Origin of the sequence: Methanoregula sp. PtaB.Bin085, from assembly GCF_002067035.1 — an archaeon.
In the GTDB taxonomy this organism is placed as follows: domain Archaea; phylum Halobacteriota; class Methanomicrobia; order Methanomicrobiales; family Methanospirillaceae; genus Methanoregula.
Map to the genome: position 1 here is coordinate 21,361 of NZ_MVQB01000016.1, position 14,446 is coordinate 35,806.

Below are 14,446 nucleotides of genomic sequence, written 5' to 3' on the forward strand. Positions count from 1 at the left end.
TCTTTTTTCCTGGAATACTCAAAGAAGAATGATACAGGACGGAATCAACAGGCTACTCTTCCCTGTTTTTTGCGTCAGCCGTGCCCTGTTTCTTCTTCAGCCGCCCGATCAGGTCCAGCGCCTTCAGTTTTGCCACCCGTTCCCTGTCATCGAGTGGCTCGGCCCACGGCTGCGTGACCTTCCAGGTGAGCTTCCTGCTGAGGGGTGGTTCGGGAAATGCGCCGGGATCGAAAAGTATCTGACCCCGGAATTCTGCGGGCGTCTCCTGATAGCACGACCAGACGGCTTTCCGGATAACAGCCTCATCCTGGAACTGGCAGTCAACGAGCGTCAGCTGCTGCCGGAATCTTTCGATGAATTCCATCGGCACATTGTAAAGATACGCGGAGAGCCCGCTCGTCCCGATGATCCGCTTCTTCTCGTCCACGCCGTTTGTAAAAAGCGCTTTGACGGCATCGCCGGTCTTATGCCCTGCAGACTCCGGCCCGCCCAGGATCAGGTAACGGATATTCGGATTTGCAACAATATTGCAGATGACTTTTTCAATGCCGATATTCGCGGTCTGCAGGGTACCGGACAATGCGGCACCGCCTTCCACACCCGCCCGCACGAGTCTCTCGATCTCCGGCGGAATCGCCTCGGCATCGTACGTGAGGATGATGATGGCCGCGGCCGGTGAATAGTCGTTCCCCCGCAGGTAGCGGCCTTCTTCCGGAGGGTAGTCCGGGTGTGGTTGTACTTTAAGCATCAGTTTTTCCGAATGTTGCATCAATACACTGGGTTATCGCATCCCTAACGTGACAGAATCCCGCCCTGACTCCCTCATCGGACTTTTTGAATCGCGAGGGGTTCGGGAAACTCTGGTGAATCACGTTTTTTGCGCCCGGGAAGAGCGGGCAGGCTCCCTGCGCGGAATCGCAGACCGTAACAACGGTCTCGATCCCTTTGTCGAAGAATGCGTCAAGGAGTTTTGACCGGTGACCTGAGATATCTATCCCGATATCTCTCATCACCACGACTGCCATCGGGCGGACCCGCGTTTTTTCAGGTCCTGCGCTGAACGCTTCGTACCGATCAGCAAACTTCACGTTCATGTACCCCGTCTGGGAGCGGGCGGAGTTGTGGGTGCAGTTAAAGAGGACTTTATTTTTCATGAGATTATCGTGTCCCGGAAAAATGTCAAATAGTCCATTTCCTTATCACCGCAGCGACGGGCTGCACGCGCCGTCATTCTTCCCGCCATACCATTTCTCCCGGAGCCAGAGCGACACGTTCACGAGCCCGATAAGGACAGGCACTTCGACAAGAGGACCAATAACAGTCGCAAATGCTGCCGGTGATGCAATCCCGAAGACTGCGATTGCAACCGCAATCGCCAGCTCGAAGTTATTGGACGCGGCGGTGAACGAGAGCGATGCCGATTTCTGGTAATCGACCCCCAGCTTCCACGACAACCAGAAACTTGCAAAGAACATGATGACGAAGTAGCAGAGCAACGGGATAGCGACCCTGACGACGTCAAACGGCACATTAACGATATACTCTCCCTTAAGCGAGAACATCACGATGATAGTGAAGAGCAGGGCAATCAGGGTGATGGGCGAGATCTTCGGGATGAAGACCTGCTCGTACCATGCCTTCGACTTCATGCGGAGTAAGGCGTACCTGGTTATCATACCGGCAAGGAACGGGATACCGAGATAGATGAAGACGCTCTCCGCTATCTGGAGGATGGTGATACTTACAGCAGTACCTTCACCAAGACCCAGCAGGGGAGGCAGGTAGGTGATAAAGAACCATGCATAAACAGAGTAGAAGAAGACCTGGAAGAGCGAGTTCAGGCCCACGATGGCAGCGCAGTACTCACAGTCGCCTTCAGCGAGATCGTTCCAGACAATGACCATTGCGATGCACCGCGCAATTCCGACGAGGATCAGGCCGTACATGAACATAGGCTGGTCCCGGAGGAAGACCACCGCAAGCATGAACATCAGGACCGGGCCTATGATCCAGTTCTGGACGATCGAAAGGCCGAGCACCTTCGTATCGCGGAAGACGTTTTTAAGTTCCTCGTACCGCACTTTTGCAAGCGGCGGGTACATCATGAGGATGAGCCCGATGGCAATGGGAATTGAGGTGGTCCCGACCGAGAGACCGGTGATCGTTGTCGGTACTGACGGCGCATAGTAGCCGATGCCGATACCCGCTGCCATGGCAAGAAAAATCCAGAGCGTCAGATAGCGGTCCAGGAATGAGAGTTGTTTTACGTGGGGTTCCATCATCAGTTCACCTTTCAGGCATTAATTCAGAGAATCCTCTCAAGTATTTCCGTTGCATCACGGACGCAGGAAGGGCATTTGGTTCTGAACAGGTTTGCCTTTGCGGCTTCATCGTATTCAGCAGGAACGCTCAGGTTGTACCCGAGGATTTTTGTGCAGTTCACCGAACCGTGCTTCTGTTCAAATTCCTGGACAAACTGCCGGGTCAGCGCCCGGGTCTTTTCGGTCGCACCCCCGTCATCGCCCGGTACTTCCTTGCCGTATTTCAGGCCTATCACCATGATTGCACCGGATACCGCGCCGCAGATATTCCCGGTCCGGGAAATTCCGGCGCCAAACCCGCAGGCTATCTTCCGGGCGGTTTTCTCGTCAAGTCCCATATCACTGCTGAACGCCGAGAAGACTGCTGCCGAGCAGGTGATTCCCTTACTGAAACTGTCAAGAGATGTTTCCGGTTTTTCCATACACTGTTCCCCTTATAACCTTCCATTGAGAAGCAATAATTCCTCCACCTGCTTATGTCCGGGCCATCTTCTGGTCGATGATTTTCTCCATTTCATCCATGAAGGTCTGTACCCTCTCACCAACGCCAGGAGCAACCGTGTTGATTGCATGGACAAGTTCCCGGATATGCAGGAGGCCGGACACCTCTTTGTCGCAGGTCTTCCCGAGTCTGGGCGCCCGGCAGAAATGGCAGATCCGCAGACCGTAGTGCTGAAGCTGATCCGGGCTCAGGGTTGTGCCGGGCAGTTCCTTACTGGCTTCGACTGTCGAACCACACGGGGATCCCCGAAGGATCCGGATGCTCTCGATGGTGCCGTCGTTTCGGATCCGGACATCAAATGAAGGTTTTCCGAACGTCCTTGCGAATTCATTGATCTCCGGTACCCATGTATTGTCTTCAAGCGAGCACATGGTTGGCGGTGCAACAATGTTCTCATTGATCTCCTTCGCCTGCCGGAGGAACCCGGGCCCGAAACTGACACCGAGGATCACCGGCTTCTGCTTTTCAATGATCGCGAGCGCTACGTCCGGATGGCGGACATAGGAGATGTAGAGGTCACAATCCGGCAGGGGGAGGTCGATATCGTCCACCATCACTCCGGAGGGGAACGGGACCATGATCCATTCGGTTGGGAATTTTTCTTGGATGATCTCAAACGCCCGGTCGCCGAATTTACCATCGCTGATGATGCCAATCTTCATGGATTCACCCCGAGTGCCCGATACGCAGCATTCCTGATCACCACCGGCGGGATGTCTTCATACCGCTCGTTCCCGATCTCAACCGCCCGGCAGCAGGTACTCTCACCCGCAAACGTACCACAGGAAGGGCAGTCGGTCCATATAATGCCGGCAGCCAGCAGGTCCTCGATCTTTGTCCCGTTCATGAGGATCTCATTCGATTCTGCAATCCGGGTCTTGTCGAGAAGCGTTTCGGTCAGGTTGATCTTCACAACCGCGGGAGTAAACTGGCGCCGGAGTTCATCAACAACGGATTTGCGGGAGTCACCAGTCTTCCCGCACCGCTCGCAGGTTGCGTCATCGACAGAGAAGTGTGTCCCTTCGATCTCGAGACGCTTGTGCCGTGGCATGTTCATGAAATAATACTCCCATGGTTCATGACTGCCTGGATTACCGTCTCGATCTCATCATACTTCACATCTGCCATGCCATTCTTCTCTATACCAAGTTCGGTGGCGATGATGTGAACATCCGCAGACAAGCCAGCTGCAGAGAGTTTCTTTGTCGCGCAACAATCCGTGCACCCGTCGAGCACGATAACACGCTCTGCTCCTTCTGTATCAATCCGCAGGGATTCTGCCGACTGCTTACAGTTCATGCAGAGGAACATACCCGGCTTTCTCTGCATCAGGAGCACCCCGGCCTGTGTTGTGAGTTTGCCGGTGTTCGAGATACCAGAGCAGGTAACAAGGACGTAGGTCATCTGTTGTTTTCCTCCTGGGATCGTTTCATATCCTTCCGGTAATAGATCTGGCAGTGGCAGTGCCCGTCCTTTGCGATCTCGTCCTTATGGTAGATGCAGGGGCAGATGATCGACGTATCCTTCTCCTTGTCCCCGGACCGAAGCCGGCACGGGCAGTACTGCTCCCCGAACTTCTTCCGGTTGCGGACCAGTCCCCGGATGACCGTATCGAGTATTTTTTTATCCGGGTTCAGCACCCAGCCGTTCTTTTTTGCGTACCCTTCCGCCCACGCAAGCATCTCGTCGTCTTCAGTCGTGGTATTTCGCCCCGTTCTGGTTAGCAGATCCCGCCACACCCGCAGCCACAACCGCTGTCTTTTCCGCCGTTCTTCTTGTTCGGGGCGGTTGTCGTTTTCGTCCGGCCTTCGCCCTTCCAGCATGCAGAGACGATCTTCTCGATATCGTCCTGCGTGTAGTTCTTTGAGGGACCTTTGGTGATCCCGAGTTCGGTCATGACCAGGTGCTGTCCCACTGGAACGCCCTGTGCACCGGCAATCTTCTTTGCGCAGAGCATCGGGCAGCCGTCAAGGACGACAACTTCGTCGGCGTTCAGCGCATTCGCGATCAGGCTCTCGGTACCAATCGCAAGCAGGGACGCGCAGGCAATGCTCCCATACCCTTCTTCAGTCAGCTGGATAGCTGCAAGGTTGGTCAGCTGCCCGGTGTTTGCCTGCCCGGCGCAGGGGAATATGATCCGTTTCTTCTCGTTCTGCCCGCATGAACATGATGGTGCTTCTGCCATATTTTCACTCCTTTAGCAAGTCTTTGATCTCATTTACGTCGGCTACCCGGCCTTCTGCAACAACTTCTCCGTTGATGATGAGCGCGGGGGTGAGCATGATCCCTGCCTCAACGATCGCATCCAGGTCTTCGACTTTCACGACATCTGCGGTAATGCCGAGTTCTTTTACCGCAGCCTCCACGTTGTCAAACAACCGCTTGCATTTCACGCAGCCGGTTCCGAGAACTTCAATCTTTGTCATGACTTTCAATTCCTTTCATCAGGATATTCAACTTTGGTTCAGGTCTTCAGTTTCGCATACAAGCCCGGCAGTTTCTCCCGGTACGATGCGAGGATCGCTGCCTCATCAGCACCAAGCGGCTTGACCGGAACAAGGTCCATCACCTTCTCCGGTGGAAGGCCTGATTCGTTCATGGTCGCAAGGACCCCTTCGGCCATCTGCCGGACCGCCTCGCGGGCTTCCTTATCCGCCATACCGAATGCCCGAGCCTGTGCTTCAAGTTCATACAACTGGAACCACAGGTAGGTCGGTCCCATCGCGGTGATGACGGCATAGGCTTCCAGCGTATTCTCTGCAACCTCCGGGCAGGTACCGAATGCGGCAAAGAGCCGGGCAACCTGAATCTTCTCCTGCGCCTGCATGAGTGCAGGGAACACAACCGGGTTATAACCTTGACCGACAATGGCCGGAGCATTGGGGATCATCCGGATAATCCGCAAAAATCCTCCGAGCATGCCGGAAATTTGTGCAACTGTCACTTTTGGCATAAGTGAAACGATGGTAGCATCTTTTTTCACTGCCCCTTTGATCGATCCAAGGACCTCTCCTGCCGCCGGGGGATGGAGGGCAAGGAAGACGATGTCCTGCCCTGCTGCTTCGATGTTCCCTCCGGTTACAGTCCGGATGGACGGGAAGCGCTGTTGCAATCCTTTGAGTGTCTCTGCATTCATGTCGCTGACGACAACCTGGGACGGCAGCTGACTGTGTTTCTCCAGTGCGGCAAGGAGGATCATCGTGACCCGGCCCCCACCGATAAACCCGAGGGATTTTTCTGTCATGATCTTCATTCCATTGTCTGAGTGCCCCGCAAACCGCGGGAGGTCAGTTCACAATTCGTTCAGGATCCGGCACTGTTTTCCTTTCCGGGCCCTGTTCCTGCTATACCGTCATACAAGTGTTCTCATCATGGTCCGCGCTCCCGCCCGCTCTTGTTGTACTCTTCCATAATCGCCCGGGTATACGCTTCCGCTACTCCCGGGGGCACATAGTTGTAAACCCGGATCTTCTTCATGAGCGCCTCGCTGACTGCTGATTCATTCCCCAGATTCTGTTTCTTCACGTCCGCGATGCACTCGTCAAGCATCGTGATACCGGTCATGATACCATTGATGGGGATCTGCCGGATACGCCGGAGCGCTTCTGCCGCACAGCAGGGTTTGACATCTGACATACTTACACCCCCAGATTCCCGAAGGTGAATCCTGCGATCGTCGAGAACACGATCACAAGGCCTGCATACGCCAGTGTCTTCTTCATTCCGATAATCCGGTAGATGACCAGCAGGCTCGGCAGGCTGATGCTTGGCCCCGTGAGGAGCAGGGCGAGTGCAGGACCTTTCGCCATGGATCCCGATAGGTAGCCCAGGGTCGTACCGATGACCGGTACTTCGAGAAGGGTTGGCATGTACAGGATCGCACCGACAATTGCTGCAAGGAAATTCGCCTGCAATGAGTTATCACCGAAGAACGGTTTGAACGTCTCCGGGGGCAGGAAGAATGCGAGCACCCCAAGGGCAAATGTACCGATGACAAGGATCGGGAAAATCTTCTTTGTCAGGTCCCAGATCTCAAGGCCCCAGTCGGTGGTCTCCTCCCGCGTAAAGTAGTAGATCAGCAGGAATGCGACCGCCATCGAGAGGAAGTACACAATGAGGAGCCGGTAAAAGACATCGAGTTTTGATGTGCCGACAAGCAGGATTGCGATCAGGAAGATGAAGAACGCGGTGATGACCCATTTCGGCCGTGTGTCCTCCTTTGCCAACACTGCCCGGCGGGCAGCGGCATGCGTCTTCTTCGTTTCCTCGTCCTGCTGCGGGAAGAGGCTCATCATGATGAGGCCGATGACGATGGAAAGCACGACCGCTGCAACCGCTCGTGCAATCCCGAGATCGAGACCGAGCACCTGCGCTGTGTAAACTATGGCTAGGATGTTGATCGCGGGTCCTGCATACAGGAACGTGATGGCCGGGCCAAGGCCGCTGCCCTTCTTCAGGATGCCGGCAAACATCGGGAGAATTGTGCAGCTGCACACCGCAAGGACAGTTCCCGATATGGATGCGATCCCGTACGAGGTGGTCTTCTTCGTTTCCGGGCTGAAATATTTCAGAATTGCATCTTTCTTGATGAACGATGCAATGGCCCCGGCAATGAAGAATGCAGGGATAAGGCAGGTTACGACATGCTGCGAAAGGTATTCAAGCAGGGTCGTCCAGCCAAGCAGTAAGGCTCCGGTAACAGGGTCGGTCATAGGTTTTCCTCACACCAGCGGCGGGGAGAAAGTGGTGAGTAGCAGCAGGCCGCCCTCCCCCGCATCCACGCGGTGGACCTTGTCCGCGGGCATAACCCCCAGCACGCCCGGCACATACGCGATCTTCTTTCCTTCGAGCGTGCATGTTCCTGATCCCTCCAGTACATCGTGGGTCTCCACCTGGCCGTTGTGGGCGTGGTCGCCGATGGCGCAGCCGGGATCGATCCGGACATGGTGGAGGCTCATGCGTCCTCCGGTATCATTTCCGGTTACCATATGCCGGAGAAAGACACCGGCATACTTCGGGTGGGGATTCCATGGCAGCGATTCAATGAGGACTGTCTGCCCGGGCAGGACTGCTGTGACATTTCTGCCGGATGATTGCTGGGGTTTCATGTTTGTCACTTTATTTCAAATTTTGTTGAATCAATGTGCATAGGGCAAGGTTATATATCTTTTCATTTCAGATTAATTTGAAATGAAACGCACGACCGCATCCTGCTGCGGGACCCCGGCCCGTGAAGGAGACCCGATAACGGAGATACCGGAACCGATCCAGCGGGACCTCGACGCCAGAGGCGGGCTTCCCGCACTGGAGAAACGCCTGCCGTCGCAGAAGAAACTCGAAGAGCGGAGCAGGATTTACCAGGCCCTGTCCGATCCCATCCGCCTGCGCATCCTCTATACGATCCGGGACCAGCCGCTCTGCGTCTGCGTCATCAACCGCTTCATGCGCCTCTCCGGCTCCAAGCTCTCCTATCACCTGAACATCCTGAAGGAGAGCGGCCTTGCCGAAGGGGAGAATGACGGCAACTGGATCGTCTATTCGATTACCGAACGCGGGCGCCGGCTCCTGCAGTGTACGGAACATGCAGGGAAATAAGACTGACGGGGCTGGAATGAACCGATTGTTTATGCTTGTATTGGCCTTTCTTATCCTGCTGTCAGCGGCCACCGGCTGCACTGGCGTTACCCCGCGTACGGATACATCGCCTGCAAACCAATCGCTGGCTGAGAGCACGAACAGTTCGGTCCAGAAAATTGAGGTCTATCATTTCCACGGCAACAAGCAGTGCGCGTCATGCATCGCGGTAGGAGATCTTGCGGAAAAGACGCTCCAGGAGAATTTCAGAAACGAACTCGGATCGGGCCGGATCGTCTTTGCCCATGTAAATTATGATCTTCCCAATAATACTCTGCTGAAAGAGAAATACGGTGTGTCCGGATCGTCGCTCTGGATAGGTGTGTATGGCGGGAACAGATTTTCCAAGGAACAGGATCTCCGCGTCTGGTCCCTGATCAATGACGAGGACCAGTATTCCGCGTATCTGACCGCTGTCATCTCAAAGCGCCTCAACGGGGATCTTTCCTGACATGGACCTGCTGCAGTTCCTCGGGACCATGGGAGAGAGTCCGGTCCCGGTCATCGCTGCGTTCTTCATCGGTCTGATGACCGCGATCAGCCCCTGCCCGCTCGCCACCAACATCACCGCTATCGCCTTCATGTCGAAGAAGATCGATAACAGCCGGCACACGCTGCTTGCCGGGTTCGTGTACACCCTCGGCAGGATGGCAGCATATATCGGAGTTGCATCAGCGATCGTGTTGCTCGGGATGAATATTCAGATCATCGCACTCGGGCTCCAGCACTACGGCGACCTCCTGCTCGGGCCGTTCCTCGTGCTGTGCGGGATTTACCTGCTCGATATCATTCCGTTTGACCGGGTGCCCGGGGGAGACTGGTTCTCCGGGGTCACATCCGGCATTTCAGCACGACTTGCAGAAAAGGGTTACCTGGGCGCGTTCCTGCTCGGCGTAGTCTTCGCGCTCTCCTTCTGCCCGTTTTCCGCGGTCCTCCTCTTTGCCATGCTCATCCCGCTCGCCCTTACGGCGGGCGATCCGGTGATCATCCCTGCCGTCTTTGCCCTTGCCACGGGGCTGCCGGTCATGGTGATCTCGTTTCTCCTTGCGCAGGGGATCGGGAAATTCAAGGGTACGCTTGATAAGATCGGGACTTCTGAAGTCTGGCTGCGGCTGGCGGCAGCAGGGACTTTTATAGTGGCCGGTTTGTATCAGATGGTTATTATATACTGCGGCGGGCATTAGGCGCCAGTAGTTTCCCTTAACAACCCCCCGTGGTTAATATTTTTCATAACATGTTTTTTATAATAACATTTATGAACGGAAATAATAAAGTAACCTGTTAGTGATCATCATGGACGGATACGCTGGAAAGATAGTATACGCCGACCTTTCGGCAGGAAAGGTCCTGATCAAGCCGACGCCACCGGAACTGAAGAAGCTGTATCTCGGGGGCAGGGGATTCGGTATCCGGCTGCTGACCGATATGGTGGATCCAAAGACCGATCCGCTGGATGCAAAGAATGTCCTGGTTTTAGCTGCCGGGCCGCTGACCGGCACCGGCACCCCGCTCGGCAGCCGGTACGAGGTCTCGACCCTCTCGCCGCTCACAGGGGCCGCGATCAGCGCGAACAGCGGCGGTGTCTTCGGCTGGAAGATGAAGAAGGCAGGCTTCGACGCGATTGTCGTGAGCGGGAAGGCGAAGAAACCGGCATGGCTGTTCCTGGACAACGGGAAGGCGGAGATCCGCGATGCCTCCGGGCTCTGGGGGAAGACCACGGGGCAGACGACCGATGCGATCCAGAACGAGCTGAACGACAAGGGCGTCCGGGTCGCCTGCATCGGGCCGGCCGGGGAGAAGCTCGTGCGTTTTGCCTGTATCATCAACGAGAAGACGCGGGCGGCGGGACGCGGGGGTGTCGGCGCTGTCATGGGCTCGAAGAACTTAAAAGCGATCGCTGCGCGGGGCGACCAGATGATCAAACCGGCGGACGAGGCGAAGCTGAAGGCGGTCAACGAGCGCGTGAAGAAGAAACTCGAGGAGAACGGGATCGAGCAGGCGCTGCAGAAGTACGGCACGGCCGTGCTCATCAACATCATCAACGAGAACTACGTGATGCCGACCCGGAACTTCCAGAGCGCACGCTTCGCGGCAGCGGAGAAAGTCTCCGGCGAGACCATGGCGGCTACTATCCTGAAACAGAACAAGGGCTGTTACTCCTGCATCGTGAAGTGCGGGCGGGTCTGCAACGTCGACGGCGAACTGGGGGAGGGCCCGGAGTACGAACCCGACTGGGCGTTCGGGCCGGACTGCGGGATCGACGACCTGAAAGCCGTTGCCCGGGCAAACAACATCTGCAACGAGTACGGGCTCGACGCGATCTCGGCGCCGACCACCATAGCCTGCCTTATGGAGATGGCGGAGAAAGGGTACGTGAAGCACGCCGTCCGTTTTGGTGATGCGAAGGGAATGCTTGCGCTCGTTGAGCAGATCGCGAAGCGCGAGGGTATCGGGGACGAGCTGGCTGAGGGCTCCTTCCGGTTCGCCACAAAGTACGGCCATCCGGAACTGTCGATGAGCTCAAAGAAGCAGGAACTGCCGGCTTACGATCCCCGTGGTATCCAGGGGTATGGTCTTGCAACGGCAACCTCGGTCCGGGGAGGCGACCATGTGTACGGGTACATGATCGCACCCGAGATCCTCGGGTCGCCGCAGAAGCTAGACCCGTACGTCACCGCGGGAAAACCGCAGTGGGTAAAGACCTTCCAGGACCTGACTGCGGGCATCGATGCCTCGGGGATGTGCCTCTTCTCCTCATTCGCGCTGGGCGCGGACGATTACGCAGATCTTGTCGCTGCGACAACCGGAATGAAGGTAGATGCAGCTGAGCTGCTCAAGATCGGCGAACGGATCTGGAACCTCCAGAAACTCTACAACATAAAACGCGGGTTCGGCCGGAAGGACGACACGCTCCCGGCCCGGCTACTGAACGAGCCGCTGAAGGAGGGGGCACCATCGGGGCAGGTGAGCCGTATCGGCGAGATGCTCGATGAGTATTATACCCTCCGCGGGTGGGACCGGGACGGCGTCCCGTCACCCGCGAAACTGAAGGAGCTGGGATTATAACCGGTACCGGGACATGAGTGATGCGGCCGGCACATACTCAGTGTGCGCCGGACCCCCCAGTCCCGATCCAAAAAATCAAAAAGAAAGGAACCGAGAGAAAGGATAATGACCGGTGCAAAAGATCACGTCACCGTCACGGTGAGAGCATTTGCAACGCTCCGCGAGGTGATGGACCGGGAACTAAGGTGTGAATATCCGTCCGGAGTAACGGTAGGGACGCTCCTTCGGGACCTCGTGCAGAAGTATAACGGGCTCGGGGCCCTCCTGTTCTCCGACCCGGAAACCCTCCGCGATTATGTCAATATCCTGGTGAACGGGAGGAACATGGAGTTCCTTGCAGGGCTCTCTACCCCTCTCGCGGACGGAGATACGATTGCCCTCTTCCCGCCGGCTGCAGGTGGATAAAAAGCGCCTTCAGGTATCTGCCGGATCCTGACTGAAGAACGAATATCCGGGTATGGTTTCGGGCTTGTAGGTCTCATCTCCTGACCGGCAGTTCAGCGGTCACCCTTTCCCGGATGCTTCTCCTGCGCACGAGGCTACTAACTCATTCGCCCTTCTGTGGAAAGGTGGATCCGGCGCGTTCTGACCAAAGAATCCTGAAAACAGACAAACCCCTCATCACCCGGAATGACGGCAAAAAGGGCAAGTGAAAACCAGAAGAGTGTACGCTTCTCTGAAAATATTAACGGCGGATTCCTTTATCATCCGGTATTCGCTGCTGCTCCGGCAGGCGGTACGATGTTTCCGGGATGCGTATGACAAAACGGGCGCCGCTGCCGTAGGTGCCGTTCTCGAGAATCGTGAACCCGGTTATGGCGAGGATCTCGCGGATGAGGAACAGGCCGTAGCCAGTGTTCTTCCCGAAACCCCGCTCGAAGATCTTCTCTTTCTCCTCTTCCGGTATCCCGATACCGTTGTCCTCGTATACAAGGCTGAGGGAATCATCCGATATCTCGTACGAGATACGGATACGGGTGACATGATCGCCATGGCGCTTTGAATTGTCGATAAGGTTGAAGAACACCTTCTCTATGAGCGGATCCGCATAGAGTTCGAGGTCTCCCATATCCACCGCCATCTCAATACCCTCAAGATCGAGAGTCCGCAGGAAGGATCTGATCGCATCGCCGACCCTGATCCAGCGGGGAGGTTCGGCGCCGACATTCTGGAAATCGCGGGTGAAGATGATCTGCCGGAGGATCATGTCGGTGATCTCTTTGATCTTCGCGAGCACCTCATCGTTCTGGGCATCGGTGCTCCGCTTCCGGAGGATTGCGATATATCCCTGCAGCGAGTTGATCTGGTTGATGATATCGTGCCGGGTGATGCTGGTCAGCAGGGCAACCTGCTTGTTGGCTTTCTTGATGATCTCTTCGGCATTCTTCCGGTCCGTGATGTCAATCCCAAACGAGATGGTTGCCACAATCTTCCCGTTCTCTGCAATGGTGTTGTTCTTCCAGGAGATATACCGGATACTGCCGTCTTTTGTCACGATCGGGTTCTCGAACGTCTCCTGGACGCCACCGCCCGCGATACTGGTGAATACATTCAGGACGTCCGGGAACCGGTCTTTTGGCACAACGCGATCGAACCAGTTTTTTCCCAGCATCTCCTCGGCAGTATAGCCGGTGACCTCTTCTGCAGCCCTGTTGAAGATGGTCACCCTGCCGGCGGTATCGAGTCCGATGATCATTGCATTTGCCGTACGAATCAGGCTCTCGGCAAAGTCCTTTGATCTCACCAGCTCGGCGGTCCGCTGCTCGACCCGCATTTCCAGCTCGTGCTGGTAGGTCTTCATCTCCGTGATGTCCTCGAGAATAATGCTGACTCCCCGCGCTCCGCTCTCGAAGGTCAGCGGGATGCACTTCATCCGGAAGAAACGGCCGTCGTCCATAAGATCGAACTGAACTTCATGAACGCTCCCTTCCCCGTCCAGTGCCCGCTTGATGGAGGCCATCTCCCCGGAAGAGAAGTGCTGTATGAGGGGCGACTGTGAAATCTGCTTGTCCTTAAGATTCTCCTTCTCCAGCCTGAAATATTCAAGCAGCGCTGCGTTGACTTCCTGGACAAACAGGTCCTTGTCCAGGATCAGGATGGGATCCGATGAAAGGCTCAGGATATTGGTGAGCGGGACCCGCTCGGTCAGGTAGAACAGCTTTGCCGAGCCGAGCATCCGCATGTCCGCATGGCCTGTCAGGACAAATGCATTGAGGTACTTGGCCGCGGTTGTCCGGTTGAGGGAGAGCTTCCTTGAGACTTCCTCAATCGTCAGCCCTTTGGGATTATTCCTGAGGAGTTCGCGGATACTCTCTTCTTCCTGTTCCCTTGCCATCGTTTCACACCCCCTCAGAATATATCTGATTATCACCTATATAAACCAGCGGTAATGATGAACAGTGATAATTAGTGACAATTATCAGAACACAATAAGTTTAAATAGTTTTGAAGATAAGAGGTTATCGTTGCAACGAACCGGGGGCAGTGTGGTCCCGGTCAGTATCCGTGGAAATCTGATAATGAGAAGAGAAGGGATGAGAGCGATGTCAGCAACTGAGGTAAAAGAGATCGTATATCACTGCGAATGCCGGCGGTTCGTGATGGGGGCCGTTGAGACAACCTGCTTATGCCCCGAGTGTGGGAGGATGCATGCGCCCGGCGACTTTTCTGTTGCCGGTGCAGGGGTCTGAAAAACCGGAATCTTCCGGTGCAGGAAACAACCAGAGATAGGAAAACGAGGAGAAGGGATGAGAGCGATGTCAGCAACTGAGGTAAAAGAGATCGTATATCACTGCGAATGCCGGCGGTTCGTGATGGGAGCCGTTGAGACAACCTGCTTATGCCCCGAGTGCGGTAGGATGCAGGTACCGGTGAATAATTACCGTGTAACAGAGGCCGCTGCAGGGTACTAAAGCAACGGCAG

22 protein-coding genes are annotated in these 14,446 nt (G+C 55.7%); 7 read left to right on the forward strand and 15 right to left on the reverse strand.

The annotated features are described in order from the left end of the window. Positions 1–52: 52 nt before the first annotated feature. From A4E33_RS02735 to A4E33_RS02800, 14 genes are all read right to left on the reverse strand, one after another. Positions 53–748: a tetrahydromethanopterin S-methyltransferase subunit A gene (locus A4E33_RS02735; protein WP_292346147.1), complete on the reverse strand. Its 696-nt coding sequence runs from the start codon at positions 746–748 to the stop codon at positions 53–55. Then, complete coding sequence (locus A4E33_RS02740) at positions 741–1,154, reverse strand: arsenate reductase ArsC (RefSeq protein ID WP_292346148.1); 414 nt, start codon at positions 1,152–1,154, stop codon at positions 741–743. Before A4E33_RS02740 ends, A4E33_RS02735 begins: the two co-directional genes overlap by 8 nt. A 45-nt stretch (positions 1,155–1,199) precedes the next feature. Then, positions 1,200–2,279 carry an ACR3 family arsenite efflux transporter gene (gene arsB / locus A4E33_RS02745; RefSeq protein WP_363053716.1) on the reverse strand — a complete coding sequence of 360 codons (1,080 nt, stop codon included), beginning with the start codon at positions 2,277–2,279 and terminating at the stop codon, positions 1,200–1,202. A gap of 26 nt (positions 2,280–2,305) precedes the next feature. Beyond that, the gene (locus A4E33_RS02750; RefSeq protein ID WP_292346150.1) at positions 2,306–2,743 is read right to left on the reverse strand and encodes a C-GCAxxG-C-C family protein; all 438 of its coding nucleotides are present in this window, start codon (positions 2,741–2,743) and stop codon (positions 2,306–2,308) included. 52 nt (positions 2,744–2,795) lie between these two features. Further along, on the reverse strand, positions 2,796–3,485 hold the full coding sequence (locus tag A4E33_RS02755) for a DUF166 family protein (RefSeq protein WP_292346151.1): 690 nt from the start codon (positions 3,483–3,485) through the stop codon (positions 2,796–2,798). After that, positions 3,482–3,880 carry a DUF2703 domain-containing protein gene (locus A4E33_RS02760; RefSeq protein ID WP_292346152.1) on the reverse strand — a complete coding sequence of 133 codons (399 nt, stop codon included), beginning with the start codon at positions 3,878–3,880 and terminating at the stop codon, positions 3,482–3,484. The genes A4E33_RS02755 and A4E33_RS02760 overlap by 4 nt, the downstream gene beginning before the upstream one ends. Beyond that, entirely contained in the window at positions 3,877–4,227 is a 351-nt protein-coding gene (locus A4E33_RS02765; RefSeq protein WP_292346153.1) for a putative zinc-binding protein, read from the reverse strand. The genes A4E33_RS02760 and A4E33_RS02765 overlap by 4 nt, the downstream gene beginning before the upstream one ends. Next, entirely contained in the window at positions 4,224–4,505 is a 282-nt protein-coding gene (locus A4E33_RS02770) for a ferredoxin-thioredoxin reductase catalytic domain-containing protein (RefSeq protein ID WP_292346154.1), read from the reverse strand. The genes A4E33_RS02765 and A4E33_RS02770 overlap by 4 nt, the downstream gene beginning before the upstream one ends. 38 nt (positions 4,506–4,543) lie before the next feature. Next, complete coding sequence (locus A4E33_RS02775; protein ID WP_292346155.1) at positions 4,544–5,008, reverse strand: putative zinc-binding protein; 465 nt, start codon at positions 5,006–5,008, stop codon at positions 4,544–4,546. A gap of 4 nt (positions 5,009–5,012) precedes the next feature. After that, positions 5,013–5,249 carry a thioredoxin family protein gene (locus A4E33_RS02780; RefSeq protein ID WP_292346156.1) on the reverse strand — a complete coding sequence of 79 codons (237 nt, stop codon included), beginning with the start codon at positions 5,247–5,249 and terminating at the stop codon, positions 5,013–5,015. A gap of 38 nt (positions 5,250–5,287) precedes the next feature. After that, positions 5,288–6,067: a pyrroline-5-carboxylate reductase gene (locus tag A4E33_RS02785; protein WP_292346157.1), complete on the reverse strand. Its 780-nt coding sequence runs from the start codon at positions 6,065–6,067 to the stop codon at positions 5,288–5,290. Between the two features lie 125 nt (positions 6,068–6,192). Then, positions 6,193–6,459 (reverse strand): hypothetical protein, encoded by a 267-nt coding sequence (locus A4E33_RS02790; RefSeq protein ID WP_292346158.1) that lies wholly within the window; start codon positions 6,457–6,459, stop codon positions 6,193–6,195. A 2-nt stretch (positions 6,460–6,461) separates the two neighbouring features. Next, a complete protein-coding gene (locus A4E33_RS02795; protein ID WP_292346159.1) occupies positions 6,462–7,535 on the reverse strand; it encodes a permease in 1,074 nt (357 codons plus the stop codon). A 9-nt stretch (positions 7,536–7,544) separates the two neighbouring features. Further along, the gene (locus A4E33_RS02800; RefSeq protein WP_292346160.1) at positions 7,545–7,931 is read right to left on the reverse strand and encodes a cupin domain-containing protein; all 387 of its coding nucleotides are present in this window, start codon (positions 7,929–7,931) and stop codon (positions 7,545–7,547) included. A gap of 82 nt (positions 7,932–8,013) precedes the next feature. Here A4E33_RS02800 and A4E33_RS02805 point away from each other — a divergent pair, with 82 nt between their 5' ends. The 5 genes from A4E33_RS02805 (at position 8,014) to A4E33_RS02825 (ending at position 11,928) form a co-directional block, all read left to right on the forward strand. Then, positions 8,014–8,418 carry a metalloregulator ArsR/SmtB family transcription factor gene (locus A4E33_RS02805; protein WP_292346161.1) on the forward strand — a complete coding sequence of 135 codons (405 nt, stop codon included), beginning with the start codon at positions 8,014–8,016 and terminating at the stop codon, positions 8,416–8,418. A 31-nt stretch (positions 8,419–8,449) separates the two neighbouring features. Continuing rightward, positions 8,450–8,908, forward strand: coding sequence for a nitrophenyl compound nitroreductase subunit ArsF family protein (locus A4E33_RS02810; protein WP_292346162.1), 459 nt, complete (start codon positions 8,450–8,452; stop codon positions 8,906–8,908). A 1-nt stretch (position 8,909) separates the two neighbouring features. Then, complete coding sequence (locus A4E33_RS02815; RefSeq protein ID WP_292346163.1) at positions 8,910–9,641, forward strand: aromatic aminobenezylarsenical efflux permease ArsG family transporter; 732 nt, start codon at positions 8,910–8,912, stop codon at positions 9,639–9,641. 109 nt (positions 9,642–9,750) lie between these two features. Beyond that, positions 9,751–11,523, forward strand: coding sequence for an aldehyde ferredoxin oxidoreductase family protein (locus A4E33_RS02820; protein ID WP_292346164.1), 1,773 nt, complete (start codon positions 9,751–9,753; stop codon positions 11,521–11,523). A gap of 105 nt (positions 11,524–11,628) precedes the next feature. Further along, complete coding sequence (locus A4E33_RS02825; protein ID WP_292346165.1) at positions 11,629–11,928, forward strand: ubiquitin-like small modifier protein 1; 300 nt, start codon at positions 11,629–11,631, stop codon at positions 11,926–11,928. 280 nt (positions 11,929–12,208) lie between these two features. Here the strand turns inward: A4E33_RS02825 and A4E33_RS02830 are convergent, their stop codons facing one another. After that, positions 12,209–13,858: a PAS domain S-box protein gene (locus A4E33_RS02830; protein WP_292346166.1), complete on the reverse strand. Its 1,650-nt coding sequence runs from the start codon at positions 13,856–13,858 to the stop codon at positions 12,209–12,211. A 208-nt stretch (positions 13,859–14,066) separates the two neighbouring features. On the opposite strand from A4E33_RS02830, the gene A4E33_RS02835 reads away from it, so the two are divergent. Next, a complete protein-coding gene (locus tag A4E33_RS02835) occupies positions 14,067–14,213 on the forward strand; it encodes a hypothetical protein (protein ID WP_292346167.1) in 147 nt (48 codons plus the stop codon). A gap of 57 nt (positions 14,214–14,270) precedes the next feature. Then, positions 14,271–14,435: a hypothetical protein gene (locus A4E33_RS02840; RefSeq protein WP_292346168.1), complete on the forward strand. Its 165-nt coding sequence runs from the start codon at positions 14,271–14,273 to the stop codon at positions 14,433–14,435. Positions 14,436–14,446: the final 11 nt, after the last annotated feature.

Coding starts and splice junctions, on each gene's coding strand:
- A4E33_RS02735 (WP_292346147.1), bottom strand. CDS start 748: ATGCTTAAAGTACAACCACACCCGGACTACCCTCCGGAAGAAGGCCGC.
- A4E33_RS02740 (WP_292346148.1), bottom strand. CDS start 1,154: ATGAAAAATAAAGTCCTCTTTAACTGCACCCACAACTCCGCCCGCTCC.
- arsB (WP_363053716.1), bottom strand. CDS start 2,279: ATGGAACCCCACGTAAAACAACTCTCATTCCTGGACCGCTATCTGACG.
- A4E33_RS02750 (WP_292346150.1), bottom strand. CDS start 2,743: ATGGAAAAACCGGAAACATCTCTTGACAGTTTCAGTAAGGGAATCACC.
- A4E33_RS02755 (WP_292346151.1), bottom strand. CDS start 3,485: ATGAAGATTGGCATCATCAGCGATGGTAAATTCGGCGACCGGGCGTTT.
- A4E33_RS02760 (WP_292346152.1), bottom strand. CDS start 3,880: ATGAACATGCCACGGCACAAGCGTCTCGAGATCGAAGGGACACACTTC.
- A4E33_RS02765 (WP_292346153.1), bottom strand. CDS start 4,227: ATGACCTACGTCCTTGTTACCTGCTCTGGTATCTCGAACACCGGCAAA.
- A4E33_RS02770 (WP_292346154.1), bottom strand. CDS start 4,505: ATGCTTGCGTGGGCGGAAGGGTACGCAAAAAAGAACGGCTGGGTGCTG.
- A4E33_RS02775 (WP_292346155.1), bottom strand. CDS start 5,008: ATGGCAGAAGCACCATCATGTTCATGCGGGCAGAACGAGAAGAAACGG.
- A4E33_RS02780 (WP_292346156.1), bottom strand. CDS start 5,249: ATGACAAAGATTGAAGTTCTCGGAACCGGCTGCGTGAAATGCAAGCGG.
- A4E33_RS02785 (WP_292346157.1), bottom strand. CDS start 6,067: ATGACAGAAAAATCCCTCGGGTTTATCGGTGGGGGCCGGGTCACGATG.
- A4E33_RS02790 (WP_292346158.1), bottom strand. CDS start 6,459: ATGTCAGATGTCAAACCCTGCTGTGCGGCAGAAGCGCTCCGGCGTATC.
- A4E33_RS02795 (WP_292346159.1), bottom strand. CDS start 7,535: ATGACCGACCCTGTTACCGGAGCCTTACTGCTTGGCTGGACGACCCTG.
- A4E33_RS02800 (WP_292346160.1), bottom strand. CDS start 7,931: ATGAAACCCCAGCAATCATCCGGCAGAAATGTCACAGCAGTCCTGCCC.
- A4E33_RS02805 (WP_292346161.1), top strand. CDS start 8,014: ATGAAACGCACGACCGCATCCTGCTGCGGGACCCCGGCCCGTGAAGGA.
- A4E33_RS02810 (WP_292346162.1), top strand. CDS start 8,450: ATGCTTGTATTGGCCTTTCTTATCCTGCTGTCAGCGGCCACCGGCTGC.
- A4E33_RS02815 (WP_292346163.1), top strand. CDS start 8,910: ATGGACCTGCTGCAGTTCCTCGGGACCATGGGAGAGAGTCCGGTCCCG.
- A4E33_RS02820 (WP_292346164.1), top strand. CDS start 9,751: ATGGACGGATACGCTGGAAAGATAGTATACGCCGACCTTTCGGCAGGA.
- A4E33_RS02825 (WP_292346165.1), top strand. CDS start 11,629: ATGACCGGTGCAAAAGATCACGTCACCGTCACGGTGAGAGCATTTGCA.
- A4E33_RS02830 (WP_292346166.1), bottom strand. CDS start 13,858: ATGGCAAGGGAACAGGAAGAAGAGAGTATCCGCGAACTCCTCAGGAAT.
- A4E33_RS02835 (WP_292346167.1), top strand. CDS start 14,067: ATGTCAGCAACTGAGGTAAAAGAGATCGTATATCACTGCGAATGCCGG.
- A4E33_RS02840 (WP_292346168.1), top strand. CDS start 14,271: ATGAGAGCGATGTCAGCAACTGAGGTAAAAGAGATCGTATATCACTGC.